The sequence below is a fragment of the Nitrosomonadales bacterium genome, assembly GCA_016716325.1.
Taxonomy (GTDB): domain Bacteria; phylum Pseudomonadota; class Gammaproteobacteria; order Burkholderiales; family Gallionellaceae; genus Gallionella.
The window spans coordinates 1,958,604-1,975,116 of sequence record JADJWO010000001.1 but is presented as its reverse complement, the minus strand read 5'-3'; the positions used below and the strand labels follow the sequence as shown (position 1 = coordinate 1,975,116).

Sequence of the window (16,513 nt, the reverse complement as noted above, 5' to 3'; positions counted from 1 at the left end):
GCTAATCCTCGACCTGATTGCTGATGCGCATCACTTCGGCCACGGTGGTATGGCCCAGCATCATTTCCTGCAGCGCGTGATCCATGATGGTCTTCCCGCGCATATGCTCCCTGGCCACCTGCATGAAGTGTGTGGCACTCTCGTGTGCGGCCGCTTCGGTCATATCTCGGTCCATTTCCACCATTTCGTATACGCCCATGCGGCCGTGGTAGCCGGTGCCATTGCAATGCGAGCAACCACGCCCGTGCAGCAACCCGCCGCACTGTTCGGGCGTCACGTTCTCCGCCTTCAGCCATTCGGTTTCCTGCGCGCTCGGGATATGCTTTTCGCTACAGCTTTCGCAGACGCGACGCAGCAAGCGCTGCGCGACCACTGCCTGCACCGATGAGGCGACCATGTAGCGCGGCGTACCCATATCCACGAGGCGGAACAAGGTGCCGGCCGCATCCCGGGTATGCAGGGTGGAAAATACCAAGTGACCGGTCATCGCCGCGCGCAGCCCGATCTGCGCCGTTTCAGCATCGCGCATTTCGCCGACCAGGATCACATCCGGGTCCTGACGCAATGCGGAACGCAGCACGCGCGCAAAGGTCAGGTCGATCTTCTCGTTGATCTGCACCTGGTTGATGCCGGACAGACGATATTCGACTGGGTCTTCCACGGTGATGATCTTCTGGTCGATGGTATTGATCTCGGCCAGCGCGGAATACAGCGTGGTGGTCTTGCCGCTGCCGGTGGGGCCGGTGACCAGCACCATGCCGTTGCTGCGCCGGATGATCTCGCGGAAACGCTTGAGCATGTCGGGCGGCATCCCCAGCTTGTCCAGCCCGATCATCCCTCCATCCTGGCGCAACAGGCGCATCACCACCGACTCACCGTGCTGCGTGGGGCAGGTCGCGATACGCACATCCACACCCTGCTCGCGTACCCGCACATGGAAACGGCCGTCCTGAGGCAAACGCTTCTCCGAGATGTCCAGGCCGGACATCAGCTTGAGTCGCAACACCAGCGCCGGGGCGATCTTGTTGTCAGCCTCGGTTTGCAAATGCAGCGCGCCATCGATGCGGAAACGGATGAGCAACCTGCCTTCCTGAGGCTCGATATGGATATCGGAAGCGCGTATCTGCGTCGCGTCGTCGAACATGGTCTGTAGCAACTTGACGACCGGCGCGTCCTCCTGCCCGACGTTGTCGGTCAACGCCCCGAAGTCGATGTAGGTGTCACCCAGATCCTCGCTCAGTTCGCGCGCCAGGCCGGTGATCTCCTCGGTACGCCGGTATCCGCGATCGATGCTTTCCAGCAACTGCCCCTCAGTGACCACCGCCACGTCGATATCGCGCTTGACGATGCGGGAAATCTCATCGAACGCGAACAGGTCGGTCGGGTCGGCCATACCGACCAGCAACATGCCATTGCGTTCTTCCAGCACGATGGCGCGGTAGCGACGCGCCTGATTCTCAGGTAACAAACGGACATGCTGGAGGTTGATGTTGTAGTACTTGAGATTGATGTAGGGAATGTTGAGCTGCTTGGCGAGGGATTCGGATATCTGCTCTTCGGAAACGAATGCGTTATCCACCAATACGCGCCCCAGCTTGCGCCCGTTGCGCTTTTGCTGCTCGAGAGCGAATTTGAGTTGATCCTGCGATATGATCTTTTGCTGAACCAGCAAATCGCCTAAGCGAATTTTCTCCGGACGCGCCATGACATCTTCCCTGATATAGTTATCGCCGCAGTAAAACTGTTCTGCGAATGGAAGTTAGCCTTTTTTTCCTGTACTGACAAGCCTTACTTCATGTTCCATGTGATCCTCTACCAGCCGGAAATCCCGCCAAACACCGGCAACATCATTCGCCTGTGCGCCAACACCGGCTGTCAGTTGCATCTGATCCGTCCGCTCGGCTTCACACTGGAAGACAAGCAACTTATCCGTGCCGGGCTGGATTATCACGAGTTTGCCACGTTGCGCGTGCATGACAACCTTCCGGATTGCTTGTCCGGGCTGGATGCATCGCGCGTGTTTGCGCTGACCACCAAGGGGTCGCAAACATTCCATCGGTTGCGCTATCAGCCGGGCGATGCGTTCTTATTCGGTCCCGAGAGCCGCGGTCTTCCTGCCGAAGTCCTGGCGCAATTCAAAGCCGGACAGCGCGTTCGCGTACCGATGCAGCCAGATAGTCGCAGCTTGAATCTGTCGAACACGGTTGCGGTGGCATTATTCGAGGCGTGGCGGCAATGCGGATTCGCCGGCGCGATTATTGATTGAATTCCAGATTGGGTGCGCGGTTAAGCAGATCGGCAACCACTTCGCCGGTTGCCACATGCTCATACAGGATGCGGTAGACCGCTTCGCAAATGGGCATTTCCACGCCCAGTTTCAGCGCAAGCCGATGGACTTCGCGCACCGTGTAAACACCTTCCGCGACATGACCGAGCCGGCGCAATATGTCCGCCAAGTCATGCTGTTGTGCCAGCATCAAGCCGACCTGCCGATTGCGCGACAGGTCTCCGGTACAGGTCAGGATCAGGTCGCCCGCGCCGGACAGTCCGGCCAGCGTTTCCGGGCGGCCGCCAAGCTTCAGTCCGAGCCGCGATATCTCGGCCAGGCCCCGTGTCAGCAGGGCGGCGCGCGCATTATGTCCCAGCCCCAAGCCATCGCATATGCCGGATGCGATCGCCATGACGTTCTTGACTGCGCCGCCGACTTCCACACCGACCACATCGGTGCTGGCGTATATGCGCAGGCGCGAATGATGCAGGGCCCTTGCCGTGTTGCGCGCAAATTCCTCGTCGGCGGAAGCAAGCGTCAGCGCGGTAGGCAAACCGCGCGCCACTTCCTGCGCGAAGCTGGGCCCGGAAAGCACGCCGCAGCGCGACGTTTGCGACAACTCCTCGGCAACCACCTGATGCGGCAACAGCGATGTCTCTGCCTCGAAACCTTTGCACAGCCATAGCACGCCGAACGAGCGATACGGCATATCGGCAACCTGCCGCAACGTCGCCCGTAGCGCACCCGTCGGCACGGCGAAGATGACCAGATCCGCCGCCGCCAGGGCACCCTGAAGATCTGCGCTCAACGCAAGGTCGGCCGTCAGGTCGATATCCGGCAAATAGCGCTGATTGCAATGCGTGGCACGCATCGCCTCGATCTGCCCGGCATCGCGCGCCCACAAGGTGACACGGTGGTGATGGGCAAGGCTGCTGGCCAGCGCAGTGCCCCATGCCCCCGCGCCGATAACGGTGATGTTCATATGCACGATCCCGATTTCATCCGGTCACCGGCAAGAAAACCGGGGAACAGCTTCATTTCGCCGAAAAGCAAGGCCAAATCATTCGCCCCAGACTTCTGTGCTGCGCACATAGCCGATCTCGCCATCTTGATGGCGTACCTTGATCCAGCCGGTACCGGTCGACTCGATGCGCTCCAATGCCACTTGCTGACGCACCTGAAACAACCGAGCCGCGCCGGAATCCGGCTCCGCGCGGACATCCAGCAGCAAAGGCAGCGCAAACACATAACGCTCGCTGCTCAACGCGCGTTTTTCCACCCAGTACAACCCACCGGAACGGTCGCGTACCTTGACCCACTCATCCAGCGTGACAATCTGCTCGAACGGCATGTGGCGATTCACGACGAACAGTTTTTTGGCTTTGAGTGAAGGCGCATCGTAGAGTATCGCGCTACTCTCGCCGACCGAAACATAATCTATCGCGCATACGGAGCTTGCACCACATAACAGCGCGAATGAAGCCACCATGCGTATGACAGAAAATTTGCCCATCAATGCGAAGTGGCAGAAGCCCCGGCCTGTTCCTGCTGTTTCTTTTGCTGGTAGAGCACCTCGAAGTTGATCGGGTTCAACATTACCGGTGCAAAACCGGCGCGGACAGATATATCCGAAACGACTTCGCGCAGATACGGGAACAGGATGTTCGGGCACATCACCGCCAGGATTGGATCTATCTCTTCGGCAGGCACATTGCGCACCTGGAATATGCCGGCCTGCTTGGCCTCGATCAGGAACATCACTTTCTCGCCCAACTTCGCGGTTACCGTCGCCATGACCACCACTTCGAACGTACCTTCCTCAATCGAGCTGGCCTGGGTAAGCAACTGCACCTCGATGTGCGGATTGTCGCGTTCCAGGAATATTTGCGGAGCATGCGGAATCTCCAGCGAAACATCCTTCACGTAGAGCTTCTCCATGCCGAACACTGGCTGGGCATTTTGTTGTGCTTCTTCAGTCATATCGCTTCCTTAAATGTTATTAATTCGCCAAAAGTCGAGCCAACTCACCGGATTGATCGAGCGTCACCAGATCGTCATAGCCGCCGACATGTCGGTCACCTATATAAATCTGCGGCACGGTACGTCGCCCGGTTTTTTCCATCATCGCCACTCGCAGCTCCGGTTGCAGATCGACGCGGACCTTCTCGATCTCCTGGACGCCCCTGCGCTGCAATAACTGCTCAGCCCTGATGCAGAATGGACAGACCGCAGTACTGTACATCAATACTCTGGCCATCATTTGTCAAGCGGCAAGTTGGCTTTCTGCCATGCCATCATGCCCCCGGCAAGATTATAAACCTGGCCGAAGCCCCGCTTGCCAAGTATCACGCAGGCATTGCCGGATCTGTTCCCGCTGCGGCATACCACCACGACAGGACGCTCCCTGAACTTTTCCAGTTCGCCGATACGCTCACCAAGCTTGCCGAGCGGGATCCACCTGGAATTCAGTACGTGCCCCGACTTGTACTCTTCCGCCTCGCGCACATCCAGCACCAGCGCATTCTTGTGGTTGACGAGTTGCAGCGCCTCAGTCGAGTTGACCTCCCTGATGCCGCGAATGCGATTGCCGAATATCGACCAAAACAGCATGAGGCCGCTGAACAAGGCGATGGAAATGGGGAAAATGTTACTGACGACGAACTGCACGTTCATGCTCCTGTTCTTTCTGAAGGGCGAATTCTAGCAGAGCGGAAAAATGCGCGGGATCCTTCTCGGCCAAATCGTCTAGCAGACGGTGCGCGTCCTTGTTTCTCGGATAAGACCAGATCGCTTGCTCCAGCACTTGTTTGGCCGGCCCCATCTGGCCATCCTGCGCCAGCAGAAACGCTTGTCGGTAGACCGCCTGCGACTCCGGAATGAAGCGTACCGCATTACTGTTTAGCGCGAGCTTTTCCTTGAGGCGATCATCATTGACCGCGACGTACGAACTCATGAACAGCTCGGCGTAGGGCGATAGCAGCGATCCGCCATGCACCTCCATCAGACCATCGCGGCTGCGCTGGAACGCCTCGGCGACATTACCCGAAACCGGGCGGATCGCCAGCACGTCTTTCAGTTGCAGATATCCACTGCGCAACTGTAACAGCGTCATCAAGCCCAGCAACAGCATCGCCATCATCGACAAGCGCCCCACGTTGCGCAATTCCAGCCGGTAGCGTGTTTCGTCCAGCGCCCCCAGCAGGAATGCCGCGATTGCCACGAAATAGGTGTACCACAGCGGATATTCAAGCAGGCTATGGATGGCCAGCACGCCCAATATGGCATAGCCCCACCATTGTGCTGCACCCGGCACGACGCGACGCAGGCCGTTCAACCAGATACCCAAGGCAAAGAACAGTGCCAGCAACCCCGCAAGTCCCGCTTCGGCGGCGATCTGCAGAACGACGTTATGGGCATTGTTATAGAGTCCGGAAATATTGCCCGGCTGCAGTACCGGCAATAATTGAAAATGATGCCAGGCAAATTGTCCGAAGCCAACCCCTAGCCACGGTGATTGCGTGAACATCAGCCATGCTTCCTGCCACAGGTACAGCCTTATAGCGCCGGATGCCGCGTCACCGAACAGGCGTTGCACGGTATTGACGCCGCTGTCCGCTCCGGCCAGAAACGGTAATTGCACGACCAAGTGCGTCAAGCCGAAGCCCGCCAGCAGCAACAGGCTGTAGCGCAGCAACAGGCGAAAACCGGCGTCGCGGTACGCACTCCACCATGCCATGCCAGCCATCAACAGAAGATACAACCATGAGCTGCGCGACCCGCTCAGAGTCATCACGAACAGTAGCGGTATGGCCAGAACCACCGCGTGGGCTGGTTTCAGCCTGCGCAACTGCAACAGCAAACCGAGCGAAGCCAGACCCAACGCAATGTAATTTGCAAAATGATTAGGCTGCGCAAGGTTTCCGTACACGCTGGATGAAACCTTCATCACCACGATGAAATCCAGCGGCGTATGCCAGCGATAATGCTGCAATACGCCGAGCAGGGCACTCAACTCTGCGCCCACCAACAAAAAGACAGCCAGTCCGACAGCCAATGTATCGATGCCAAAACTGGCGCGCAGTCTCGCGCCGAGCAACATCAACATTGCTGCAAACAGCAGATACAACAGATACAGCAACCCCTGGTCGAAATAAGCGATCATGCCCAAGACCATTTGCAACAGCACTACGGCGATCAGCGCTATCGGCAATTGCGCAATGCGCGGGATTTCGGGCTGTTGCCAGAACTCGCGCGCGACCAGCAAGGTGAGCGCGAAAATGCCCAGCAAGGCGCTCCACCATTCCTGGTCAAACGAGGTCAGCGGATATTGGTGCCGGTAATGCAGAAAAGGGAAAACCCACATCAACCCGACCATGGCCAGACTGAAGTGGGCCGGACGGATCGACCGCAACGTATCTTTCAGCACGTACCGTTTTTAATGCCGAACTTGGCAAGGATGTTATTCAGCGGGCAGAACTGGGTGAAGCCGCTCTGGAACAGATTCAATCCGACGAATGCGGTGAACAAAAGGAAGTATTTGCTCACGAACAATGGACTGGCGTCCACTCCCAGCGCCAGCGACAACAAGATAAAACTGCCCGCAACGATGCGTACGATACGCTCTGCATTCATGGTTCTGAAGCTCCTTGATATTTGATTGGAATGGATTCTACGGGAATTTCTTGTACAGCACCGAGTAGTACAACACGGGTATCACCACCAGCGTCAGCAATGTGGAGACAAGGATGCCGAAAATCAAGGACAGCGCCAGCCCATTGAAGATCGGGTCGTCGAGAATGAACAGCGCCCCCAGCATCGCAGCCAGGCCGGTCAGAATGATCGGCTTGGCGCGCGCGCCGGCGGCGGCGATCACCGCATGTTGCGGATCCATGCCATCGCGTAATTGCAGGTTGACAAAGTCAACCAGCAGGATGGAATTGCGCACGATGATGCCCGCCAGTGCGATCATGCCGATCATCGACGTGGCAGTGAACTGCGCACCGAACAGGGCATGACCCGGCATCACACCGATGATGGTAAGCGGGATCGGCGCCATGATCACCAGCGGCACAAGGTAGGACTTGAACTGCGCCACCACCAGCAGGTAGATCAGGATCAATCCCACGCCATAGGCAATGCCCATGTCGCGGAATGTCTCGAAAGTCACTTGCCATTCGCCGTCCCACTTCATCGCATAACTGGCATAGGGATCACCGGGTTGCCGGAAGAAGTAGGGCTCGAGCACACCGCCCTGTTCGAGTGCCATGCCGCCGGTCTTGCCGTTGATGCCGAACATGCCATACAGCGGACTGTCCAGTTTGCCCGCCATATCACCGAACACATACACTACCGGCAACAGATCCTTGTGGTAGATCGGATAATCGCGCGGCACCGGAACCACTTGCACCACCTCGGAAAGCGGAATCAATACGCCGTCGCGCGCGCGCACCTTGAGTTTGAGCACCTCGTCGATGCGACTGCGCCGCTCCGGCGGCAGACCGATGCGCAACGGTGGCGCATATTTGGCGTTCTCGTCATGTAGCGAGGCGACATCCTGGCCAGACAGCGCCATGCCGATCATGTCCACGATGTCATGCGGAGCAACGCCAAGCAGGGCAGCCTTGCTTTGCATCACTTGCAACAGCAATTTTGGCGCGGCTTCCGTAACACTGTCGTCGATGGCAACGATATCTTCGGTCTTTGCGAATTGATCACGCACCTTGCCGGCCACCGCACGCGCGCCATCGTAATCCGGCCCATAGATCTCCGCGACGATGGGAGACATGACTGGCGGCCCGGGCGGCACCTCTACGATCTTCACCTTCGCACCCCAGCGTTGCGCGATCTCCTGGATCGGTCCCAGTGCGGCAGTCGCGATCTCGTGGCTGCTGCGGCTGCGCTGATGCTTGTCTTGCAGGTTGACCTGGATATCGCCCTGCTCGGCCGCACTGCGAAGATAATACTGGCGGACCAGACCATTGAAATTGATCGGCGAAGCCGTGCCTGCGTAAGCCTGATAATCCGTCACTTCAGGCACTGTTGCCAGATAGCCGCTGATCTCATGCAACACTGCGCTGGTCTGCTCCAGCGCAGTACCGGTGGGCATGTCCACTATGATTTGGAATTCCGATTTGTTATCGAACGGCAACATTTTCAGAATCACCAATTTCACCGCGCCCAGCGACACCGCCAGCAACAAGCCGCCGAAAATGGCCAGCCACAGCTTGCGCCGTGCCGGCTTGCCGTGCTCCCGATTGAGGAACGGACTCAGCTGTTCGCGGAAGAAACGGCTGACGGCAGTGTCGCGCTCGTCCTTGAGCGTCTCATGCTGCGCGCCGGCAAAACGATATACCAGCCAAGGAGTGATGACGAATGCCACTGCCAGCGAGATCAGCATGCCCATGCTGGCATTGATCGGGATCGGGCTCATGTACGGCCCCATCAGCCCGCTGACGAAAGCCATCGGCAGCAATGCCGCAATTACCGTAAAGGTGGCAAGTATGGTCGGGCTACCTACCTCGTCCACAGCTTCCGGTATGATTTCGGAGAGCGGTTGGTGCTCGGCCATCGCACGGCGGCGATGGATGTTCTCCACCACGACGATTGCGTCATCCACCAGGATACCGATGGAAAAGATCAGCGCAAACAGTGATACGCGATTGAGCGTAAAACCGTAGGCCCAGGAAGCAAACAGCGTCACTGCCAGAGTCAGCAGCACTGCGATTCCAACCACCAGCGCCTCGCGCCGGCCCATCGCAAACCATACCAGCGCAACTACCGCGAAGGTCGCGAATAACAGCTTCTTGATCAGCTTCATCGCCTTGTCATTCGCTGTTTCACCGTAGTTGCGAGTAATGCTGACCTGCACATCCCCGGGAATCACGCTACCCTTGAGCTCATTCACCCGCTTCATCAGTTTGTCGGCAATCTCTACGGCGTTTTCACCGGGCTTTTTGGTGATCGCCAGCGTGACCGCAGCGAACTCCCCTTCGGCTTTGATCTGTTTGTCCGTAGCAGCCAATCCAGTGCCCAGCCATACATAACTGTCCGGCTGGTCAGCTCCGTCCCTGACGTCAGCGACATCGCGCAGAAATACCGGCTTGCCATTAGTCACGCCGACCACCAGTTCGCGCACTTCATTGGCATCGCTCAGGAAACTGCCGGTCTGTACCAGCACTTCACGATTGTCCTGCACCATATTCCCGGCATTCTGCGAGACATTGGCGGAGCGCAGCGCAGCACGCACATCCTGCAGGGTGAGCTGATGGGCATTCAGGCTCTCCGGGCTGAGCAACACGCGTACCATGCGTTGCGTTCCGCCCAGCGTACTCACCTCGCGTGTGCCGGGCACCCGTTTCAGTTCGGCCTCGATGGCATGCGCCACCTGTGTCAGTTCGATCCCTCCCCCGACCAGTTGCTCGCGCCACAAGGTCAGGGCGACCACAGGTACGTCATCGATGCCTTTGGCCTTGATGATGGGTTGCGCGACTCCCTGCGTAACCGGCAGCCAGTCGGCATTGGAATTTACGACATCGTAGAGCTTCACCAGCGAGGAAATATGTTCTTCGCCTACCTTGAACTGCACGGTAATGACCGCCATTCCTGGCTGCGCCACCGAATACACATGATCCACGCCGGCGATCTGCGCCAACACCTGCTCGGCAGGAGTCGACACGGTTTGCGCGACGTCCCGCGCCGATGCGCCGGGGTAGGCGATCATCACGTTCGCCATGGTCACATTGATCTGCGGCTCTTCTTCGCGCGGCGTCACCAGCACCGCGAAAGCGCCCAGCAACACGGCAACCAGCGCCAGCAGCGGGGTCATCTGCGAATGCAGGAACAATTTGGCGATACGCCCGGAGATGCCCATCAATGATTACCCATCCTGATAAAAAAGCCGCCGGCTTGTGGTGGCCCGATTTGTCAATAACGCACCATCAAAAACAACCGGTGTCTAACGCTGTTGCATTCTTGTCATGCCCGCCCTGACCGGATCCAGAGCCACTTTCTCGCCCGGATTCAAGCCAGCCAGCACCTCCACCATCCCGTCGGAGACTGTTTCGCCGAGACGTATCTGGCGTAACTTCATAACGCCCTTGTCGTCCGCCACATACACCGCAACCACCTCGCTACGGCGCAATACGGCGCTTGCCGGCATTACCAGCTTGCTGGCTTTGCCAATCACAAAATGGGTGCGCACGAACATGCCCGGATAGATGCCGGGTTCGTTGGCAGGCAGATTCACGCGTAGCAGCGTACTGTGAGTCCGGGCGTCAGCCACCGGTTGAACCGTTACGGATTCCGCCTTGATTCGGCGATTCAGCGAAGGAACTTCCACCGTCGCTACGGGCTGCGCACCAATTTCGGCCAGTTTGTACTGCGGCACATTGACCAGCACGCGCATCCCGGACGGATCGAAACCGGTCATCAGCGGCTTCCCTGGCATCACCATTTCCCCGAGTTCCACCAACCTTGCAGCCACCACCCCACTGTAGGGAGCCATCACTGCGGTATAACCATGCGCGAGACTGGCCTGCCCGGCTCCCGCCTCACTGGCGGCAGCCTGCGCAAGCGCTATTTTGTAGTCCGCCTGCGCTTTATCGAGCGCCGCCTGGCTGATGAATTTCTGCGCGAACAACTGCCTGGAACGCTCATAGGTCGCTTTGGCATTCTGCATGTTGGCTTGCGCCTGCAATACCTGCGCCTGACTGCCAATCAGCGCTTGCGCCGCTTCGCGCTCATCAATGCGCAGAATCACCTGGCCTTTCCTGACATGATCGCCAATATCGAAGCTTACTTCTTTGACTCGTCCGCCTATTTGCGCAGACACAGTGGTCTGGCGCACTGCCTCTACCAGGCCATCCGCGCTATAGGTCTGCACCACTTCGCGGTACTGCACGGGCGCGACGGCAAGCGGTTCAGACGCCTGTGCAACAGTCGAACCGGTCAGCAACAGCAAACAAAATATCCATGACTTTTTCACTTGGTTCACCCAACCCCCAATGGCCGCCTGACTGCAAGAATATTAGATTATACTAATATTCAATGCGTACAGCAACCCAATTATGTAGTGCAGAACACATCCCGCATCATGCCGACCAACTTCAGGGTGCGCAGGTCCCCGATCCGATAAAACACCCGATTCGCATCCTTGCGCGTGGCCAATACACCCTTCTCCCGCAAGATCGCAAGATGCTGGGAAATATTGCTTTGCGATGTGCCGACACGCTCCACAATGTCCTGCACATTGACCTCCTGATTGCCGAGCACACACAATATTTTGAGGCGTAGCGGATGCGCAATCGCCTTGATGGCATGAGCGGCCTGCTGAATGTCCTCATCCCTATCCATCAACTCGTTTTCCATGCTTTTCTCCCTGTTGCCTGCCGGGCTGTGCCAGAAAGGCAATGAATTCGTAGTAAAATGCGCGGTCTCAAAAATTACTAACCGCTTATATTCTACATTAATGAACATTACCCCCGTATTGCTGATCATTCTGGATGGTTTCGGCCACCGCGTCGAGTCCGACTACAATGCTATTCTGGCAGCCCGCAAACCCAATCTGGATGCGCTTTGGCGCGATTATCCCCATACACTGATCCATGCCTCGGAAAAATCCGTTGGCCTGCCTTCCCGCCAAATGGGTAACTCCGAAGTGGGGCATCTAAATATCGGCGCAGGTCGCGTGGTATTCCAGGACCTGAGTCGCGTCGACGTTGCCATCGAAGATGGCAGTTTTTTCACCAACCCAGCCCTAAACGGGGCAATTGCACAAGCCAAGCAGCACAACAGCGTGCTGCATATCATGGGCCTGCTTTCGCCGGGCGGCGTGCATAGCCATGAGAACCATATCCTTGCCATGCTTGAAATGGCGGCACGCGCCGGCCTGCAAAAAATCTGCCTGCACGCCTTTCTGGACGGGCGCGACACCCCGCCGAAAAGCGCCGAGCAATCGCTGCTCCTTTTGCAGCAGCGATGTACAGCCCTGGGTGTCGGCCGGATTGTCAGCATCTGCGGGCGCTTTTATGCGATGGATCGAGACAACCGCTGGGAGCGGGTGCAGCCCGCCTATGAATTACTCACCCAGGGGCGCGCCGAATTTACGGCATCAGATGCATTAAACGGATTGACTCAGGCTTATGCGCGCGGCGAATCGGACGAATTTGTCAAGCCGACCGTCATCGTTCCGGATAATGCTGCGCCAACCGAAATGCAGGATGGTGACGTAGTGATATTCATGAATTTCCGTGCCGACCGCGCACGCGAGATCGCGCGCGCGCTCACTGACGAATCGTTTACGGGATTCCAGCGTAACCACTTCCCAAAGCTTGCCAGCTTCGTTTCGCTCAGCAATTATGGTGAAGATTTCCAATTGCCCTGCGCATATCCGCCCGAAGAGATTCACAACGGTTTTGGCGAATATATTTCGAACATGGGCTTAAAGCAGCTGCGCATTTCCGAGACGGAAAAATATGCGCACGTCACTTACTTCTTCAGCGGCGGCAATGAACAGCCCTATCCAGGCGAAGACCGTATATTGGTACCATCACCCAAAGTTGCCACCTACGATCTTCAACCGGAAATGAGCGCGCTCGAAGTGACCGATAAACTCGAAGCTGCGATCATGAGCCGTCAATACCACGCCATCATCTGCAACTATGCCAACGGCGACATGGTGGGACACAGCGGCAACATGGAGGCCGCCACCAAAGCCATCGAAGCGCTGGATGTCTGCATTGGCCGCGCGGTGGAGGCAATGCGATCCATCGGTGGCGAGGTCATCATCACCGCAGACCACGGCAATGCCGAACAGATGATAGATCGCACTACCCATCAGGCGCATACCGCACACACCCTGAATCCTGTTCCCTTCCTATATGTCGGGCGCAAGGCATCCCTCGTGGGAAACGGGGCTCTGCGCGATATCGCACCGAGTATGCTGACCATCATGGGTTTGCCACAACCTGCAGAGATGACTGGACACAGCCTGATCCATCTATAGTGACCTTCGATACACGCCTCCTGCCGCTGATCCTGTACTGCCTGACCCTGACCGGTACGGCATATGCTGGCCAGCAGGAGGAACTGGCCAACCTGCGTAACCGCATCGCCGCCGTGCAACGCGAAATGGACAAGACCAGCGAGTCAAAATCGGAGGCTGCCGATGCGCTACGGGAATCGGAACGCGCAATCAGCAACAGCAACCGAAAACTTGCCGAAATCGCAGCACAACAGCACGATGCCGACAACAGGCTTGGCGAATTGCAGGCACGTCTGCGGCAATTAAACGACCGCATGACAGAACAACGCTCTCAGCTAGGTAAATTGCTCTATCAGCAATATCTTGGCGGCCGGCAGGAATATCTCCGGATGATCCTGAGCGACCAGAATCCCAGCCAGGTTGCGCGCGACATGCAGTATTACCGATACATTGCCCATGGCCGTGCAGACTGGCTTGTCGCCTTGCGCGACGATTTCACGGCCCTGGACGCGGTCAGGGCTGCCACACGCGAACAGCGCGAACAGCTGGCATCGTTGCGCACGGAACAATCTGCGCAGAAAAAAATCCTCGAGAAAGAGCAGCGCACACGAAAAGTCATGTTGCACAAGATTTCACTGCAACTGCGAGCGCAACGTCGCGAGATCGGTCGCCTGCAACGTAACGAAAACCGGCTGGCATCCTTGGTCGAGAAGATCACGGAAATGCTTGCGCAGCCCAAATCAGGCACACTGTTCCGCAATGACAATCTCCCGGACAACCGCTTTGATGGCAAACCATTCGAACAACTAAAGGGCAAACTGGCACTGCCGGTCAGGGGCGAAGTCACCAACCGGTTCGGCACACCGCGCCCCGATAGCACGATACTCTGGAAAGGTTTGTTCCTGAGAACTTCCAGCGGACAAGCTGTCAAGGCAATTGCTTCCGGTCGGGTTGTTTTTGCCGATTGGCTGCGCGGCTTTGGTAACCTGCTCATCGTCGATCATGGCAAGGGATATATGAGCCTGTATGCCAACAATGAAACGCTCTACAAACAGGTTGGCGATATGTTACACGGCGGTGATACCGTTGCCGCAGTCGGGAACAGCGGCGGGAACGAAAATTACGGTTTATACTTTGAACTGCGCCATAAAAGTAAACCGCTCGATCCGATAGATTGGCTGGCAACTAAATAACATTGAGGAGTTTTATGCGTTTTCTGGAAAAAGCTGGCTTGGTTGGTCTGGGGTTGGTGGCGGGCATCTCCGCCAGCTTGCATTTCGCCGCAATAGCAGACAAGGACACGCTTGCCACCCCGCTTCCGATTGAGGAATTACGAGCCTTCTCCGAAGTATTCGGCCGCATCAAGAGCGACTACGTTGAACCCGTTACCGACAAGAAGTTGATTACCGAAGCCATCAACGGCATGGTGAGTGGCCTTGATCCGCACTCGTCTTACCTCGACGCAGATGCTTTCAAAGAGTTGCAGGTCGGCACTCAGGGCGAGTTCGGCGGGCTCGGCATCGAAGTCGGGATGGAGGACGGCCTGGTCAAGGTTGTTTCCCCAATTGAAGACACACCCGCATTTCAGGCTGGCATCAAGAGCGGCGATCTGATTGTCAAACTGGACGACACGCTGGTCAAAGGCATGACATTGAGCGAGGCCGTCAAACGCATGCGCGGCAAACCTGGAAGCAAGATCGTCCTGACCATTATCCGCAAAGAAGAACCCAAACCGCTCACCATCACTCTGGTGCGCGCCATTATCAAGGTGCAGAGCGTGAAATCCAAACTGATCGAATCAGGGTATGGTTTCGTGCGCATCACACAGTTTCAGGAGCACACCGGGGAAAACCTTGCCGCCGCACTGGAGGCCTTGGTCAAACAGAACCAAGGCCCGCTCAAAGGCCTGGTACTCGACCTTCGTAACGACCCCGGTGGATTATTAACCGGTGCAGTTGGTGTTTCTGCCGCTTTTCTGGCCAGAGATGCGCTGGTGGTCTACACCGAAGGTCGCACCGACGACGCAAAAATGCGTTTAACCGCCAGCCCGGATAATTATCTGCGCGGCAATGGCAAGGCTGATTATCTCAAAAATGTGCCGGACTCCATGAAAAGTGTACCGCTGGTCGTCTTGGTAAACGGCGGCTCCGCATCAGCTTCGGAGATCGTGGCAGGTGCATTGCAAGACCATAAGCGCGCAGTCATCATGGGCACACAGACCTTCGGAAAAGGTTCCGTGCAGACTGTTCTGCCCTTGGGCAACAACACCGCCATCAAACTCACGACTGCACGTTATTACACACCTGGCGGGCGCTCCATCCAGGCCAAGGGCATCGTGCCCGATATCCTTGTAGATGATCCCGGCCGATCCGGAGTTGATAATGCGTTCCGTTTACGTGAAGCAGATCTGGACAAACACCTGATTAACGACAAGTCTCCCGCAGAAGGAAAAGACTTGGACAGTATGAGCCCCCCCCCTTCTCCCAAACCCGTCACCAATGAAAATGATACGAAATCGGCTCCAGTCGAGTTTGGTTCCAGGGATGATTATCAACTTACCCAGGCATTGAACCTACTGAAAGGAATGCAGATACTGCAAGGCAGGTAACATTTACAGGATGAATCCATGATCAATCCATTCGAACTGCACAAAGTGCGCGACATTGTATTTGACGCTGGCTCGTCTGATCAGATTGGGCGCGCCTATCAACTATTGTCCGGCCTCCCGGATTTCAAAGTGGAATATGGCAGCGTGCCGAATTCATTGCGCGTCTTCTACAACTTGCATAATTACACGCTTGAAGGCTTGGAAAGCGGATTGGAAAAAGAAGGCTTCCATCTGGATCACAGTGTGTTGCACAGCATCGGGCGTAAAGTGATCTACTACTGCGAGGATACCACTTGTCACAATCTGGATATTCCCGTGCATCCCACCAAAAAGAACGAACGCGATGTATTCGTAAAAGCCTATGACAATGAGCTACATGGCGATCACGACTACACCCCGCCGGAATTACGGGAGTACAAATAACCTTCTGCAGAAAAGTCCTCGTTGTATAAAGCAAAAAGCCCAACACATGGTTGGGCTTTTTGCTTTATGGGAGTCTGACGATGACCTACTTTCACATGGGAATCCACACTATCATCGGCGCTAAGTCGTTTCACTGTCCTGTTCGGGATGGGAAGGAGTGGGACCAACTCGCTATGGTCGTCAGACAAACTGTTCGGTATTCGACGGTGTTCTGTCGCCTACCCTGTTTGTG

16 protein-coding genes and 1 rRNA gene are annotated in these 16,513 nt (G+C 56.7%); 5 read left to right on the top strand and 12 right to left on the bottom strand.

Annotated features, from left to right (window positions below; translation table 11 throughout):
• Position 1: 1 nt before the first annotated feature.
• Entirely contained in the window at positions 2-1,705 is a 1,704-nt protein-coding gene (tadA, locus tag IPM27_09510) for a Flp pilus assembly complex ATPase component TadA (protein ID MBK9161779.1), read from the bottom strand.
• Between the two features lie 90 nt (positions 1,706-1,795).
• Here tadA and IPM27_09505 point away from each other — a divergent pair, with 90 nt between their 5' ends.
• Entirely contained in the window at positions 1,796-2,266 is a 471-nt protein-coding gene (locus tag IPM27_09505; GenBank protein MBK9161778.1) for a tRNA (cytidine(34)-2'-O)-methyltransferase, read from the top strand.
• Here IPM27_09505 and IPM27_09500 read toward each other — a convergent pair.
• The 10 genes from IPM27_09500 to IPM27_09455 form a co-directional block, all read right to left on the bottom strand.
• Positions 2,256-3,251 (bottom strand): NAD(P)-dependent glycerol-3-phosphate dehydrogenase, encoded by a 996-nt coding sequence (locus IPM27_09500; GenBank protein MBK9161777.1) that lies wholly within the window; start codon positions 3,249-3,251, stop codon positions 2,256-2,258. The genes IPM27_09505 and IPM27_09500 overlap by 11 nt on opposite strands.
• Positions 3,252-3,329: 78 nt before the next feature.
• Positions 3,330-3,782, bottom strand: a complete 453-nt coding sequence (locus tag IPM27_09495; protein ID MBK9161776.1) for an SH3 domain-containing protein — start codon at positions 3,780-3,782, stop codon at positions 3,330-3,332.
• A complete protein-coding gene (secB, locus tag IPM27_09490) occupies positions 3,782-4,249 on the bottom strand; it encodes a protein-export chaperone SecB (GenBank protein ID MBK9161775.1) in 468 nt (155 codons plus the stop codon). Before secB ends, IPM27_09495 begins: the two co-directional genes overlap by 1 nt.
• Positions 4,250-4,268: 19 nt before the next feature.
• Entirely contained in the window at positions 4,269-4,526 is a 258-nt protein-coding gene (gene grxC, locus IPM27_09485) for a glutaredoxin 3 (GenBank protein ID MBK9161774.1), read from the bottom strand.
• Entirely contained in the window at positions 4,526-4,942 is a 417-nt protein-coding gene (locus tag IPM27_09480; GenBank protein MBK9161773.1) for a rhodanese-like domain-containing protein, read from the bottom strand. Before IPM27_09480 ends, grxC begins: the two co-directional genes overlap by 1 nt.
• Positions 4,917-6,695, bottom strand: a complete 1,779-nt coding sequence (locus IPM27_09475) for an O-antigen ligase C-terminal domain-containing protein (GenBank protein MBK9161772.1) — start codon at positions 6,693-6,695, stop codon at positions 4,917-4,919. The genes IPM27_09480 and IPM27_09475 overlap by 26 nt, the downstream gene beginning before the upstream one ends.
• Positions 6,689-6,901: a DUF2892 domain-containing protein gene (locus IPM27_09470; protein ID MBK9161771.1), complete on the bottom strand. Its 213-nt coding sequence runs from the start codon at positions 6,899-6,901 to the stop codon at positions 6,689-6,691. Before IPM27_09470 ends, IPM27_09475 begins: the two co-directional genes overlap by 7 nt.
• Before the next feature lie 37 nt (positions 6,902-6,938).
• Positions 6,939-10,139: an efflux RND transporter permease subunit gene (locus IPM27_09465; GenBank protein MBK9161770.1), complete on the bottom strand. Its 3,201-nt coding sequence runs from the start codon at positions 10,137-10,139 to the stop codon at positions 6,939-6,941.
• A gap of 84 nt (positions 10,140-10,223) precedes the next feature.
• Positions 10,224-11,261, bottom strand: a complete 1,038-nt coding sequence (locus IPM27_09460; protein MBK9161769.1) for an efflux RND transporter periplasmic adaptor subunit — start codon at positions 11,259-11,261, stop codon at positions 10,224-10,226.
• 71 nt (positions 11,262-11,332) lie between these two features.
• Positions 11,333-11,635, bottom strand: coding sequence for a winged helix-turn-helix transcriptional regulator (locus IPM27_09455; GenBank protein MBK9161768.1), 303 nt, complete (start codon positions 11,633-11,635; stop codon positions 11,333-11,335).
• A gap of 100 nt (positions 11,636-11,735) precedes the next feature.
• Here IPM27_09455 and IPM27_09450 point away from each other — a divergent pair, with 100 nt between their 5' ends.
• The 4 genes from IPM27_09450 (at position 11,736) to IPM27_09435 (ending at position 16,281) form a co-directional block, all read left to right on the top strand.
• Positions 11,736-13,271 carry a 2,3-bisphosphoglycerate-independent phosphoglycerate mutase gene (locus IPM27_09450; protein MBK9161767.1) on the top strand — a complete coding sequence of 512 codons (1,536 nt, stop codon included), beginning with the start codon at positions 11,736-11,738 and terminating at the stop codon, positions 13,269-13,271.
• Positions 13,272-13,396: 125 nt separating this feature from the next.
• On the top strand, positions 13,397-14,443 hold the full coding sequence (locus tag IPM27_09445; protein ID MBK9161766.1) for a peptidoglycan DD-metalloendopeptidase family protein: 1,047 nt from the start codon (positions 13,397-13,399) through the stop codon (positions 14,441-14,443).
• A 14-nt stretch (positions 14,444-14,457) separates the two neighbouring features.
• Positions 14,458-15,858 carry a S41 family peptidase gene (locus IPM27_09440; protein ID MBK9161765.1) on the top strand — a complete coding sequence of 467 codons (1,401 nt, stop codon included), beginning with the start codon at positions 14,458-14,460 and terminating at the stop codon, positions 15,856-15,858.
• Between the two features lie 18 nt (positions 15,859-15,876).
• A complete protein-coding gene (locus IPM27_09435; protein MBK9161764.1) occupies positions 15,877-16,281 on the top strand; it encodes a hypothetical protein in 405 nt (134 codons plus the stop codon).
• A gap of 72 nt (positions 16,282-16,353) precedes the next feature.
• On the opposite strand, the gene rrf is transcribed toward IPM27_09435, so the two are convergent.
• Positions 16,354-16,466, bottom strand: a 5S ribosomal RNA gene (gene rrf / locus IPM27_09430).
• Between the last annotated feature and the right edge of the window lie 47 nt (positions 16,467-16,513).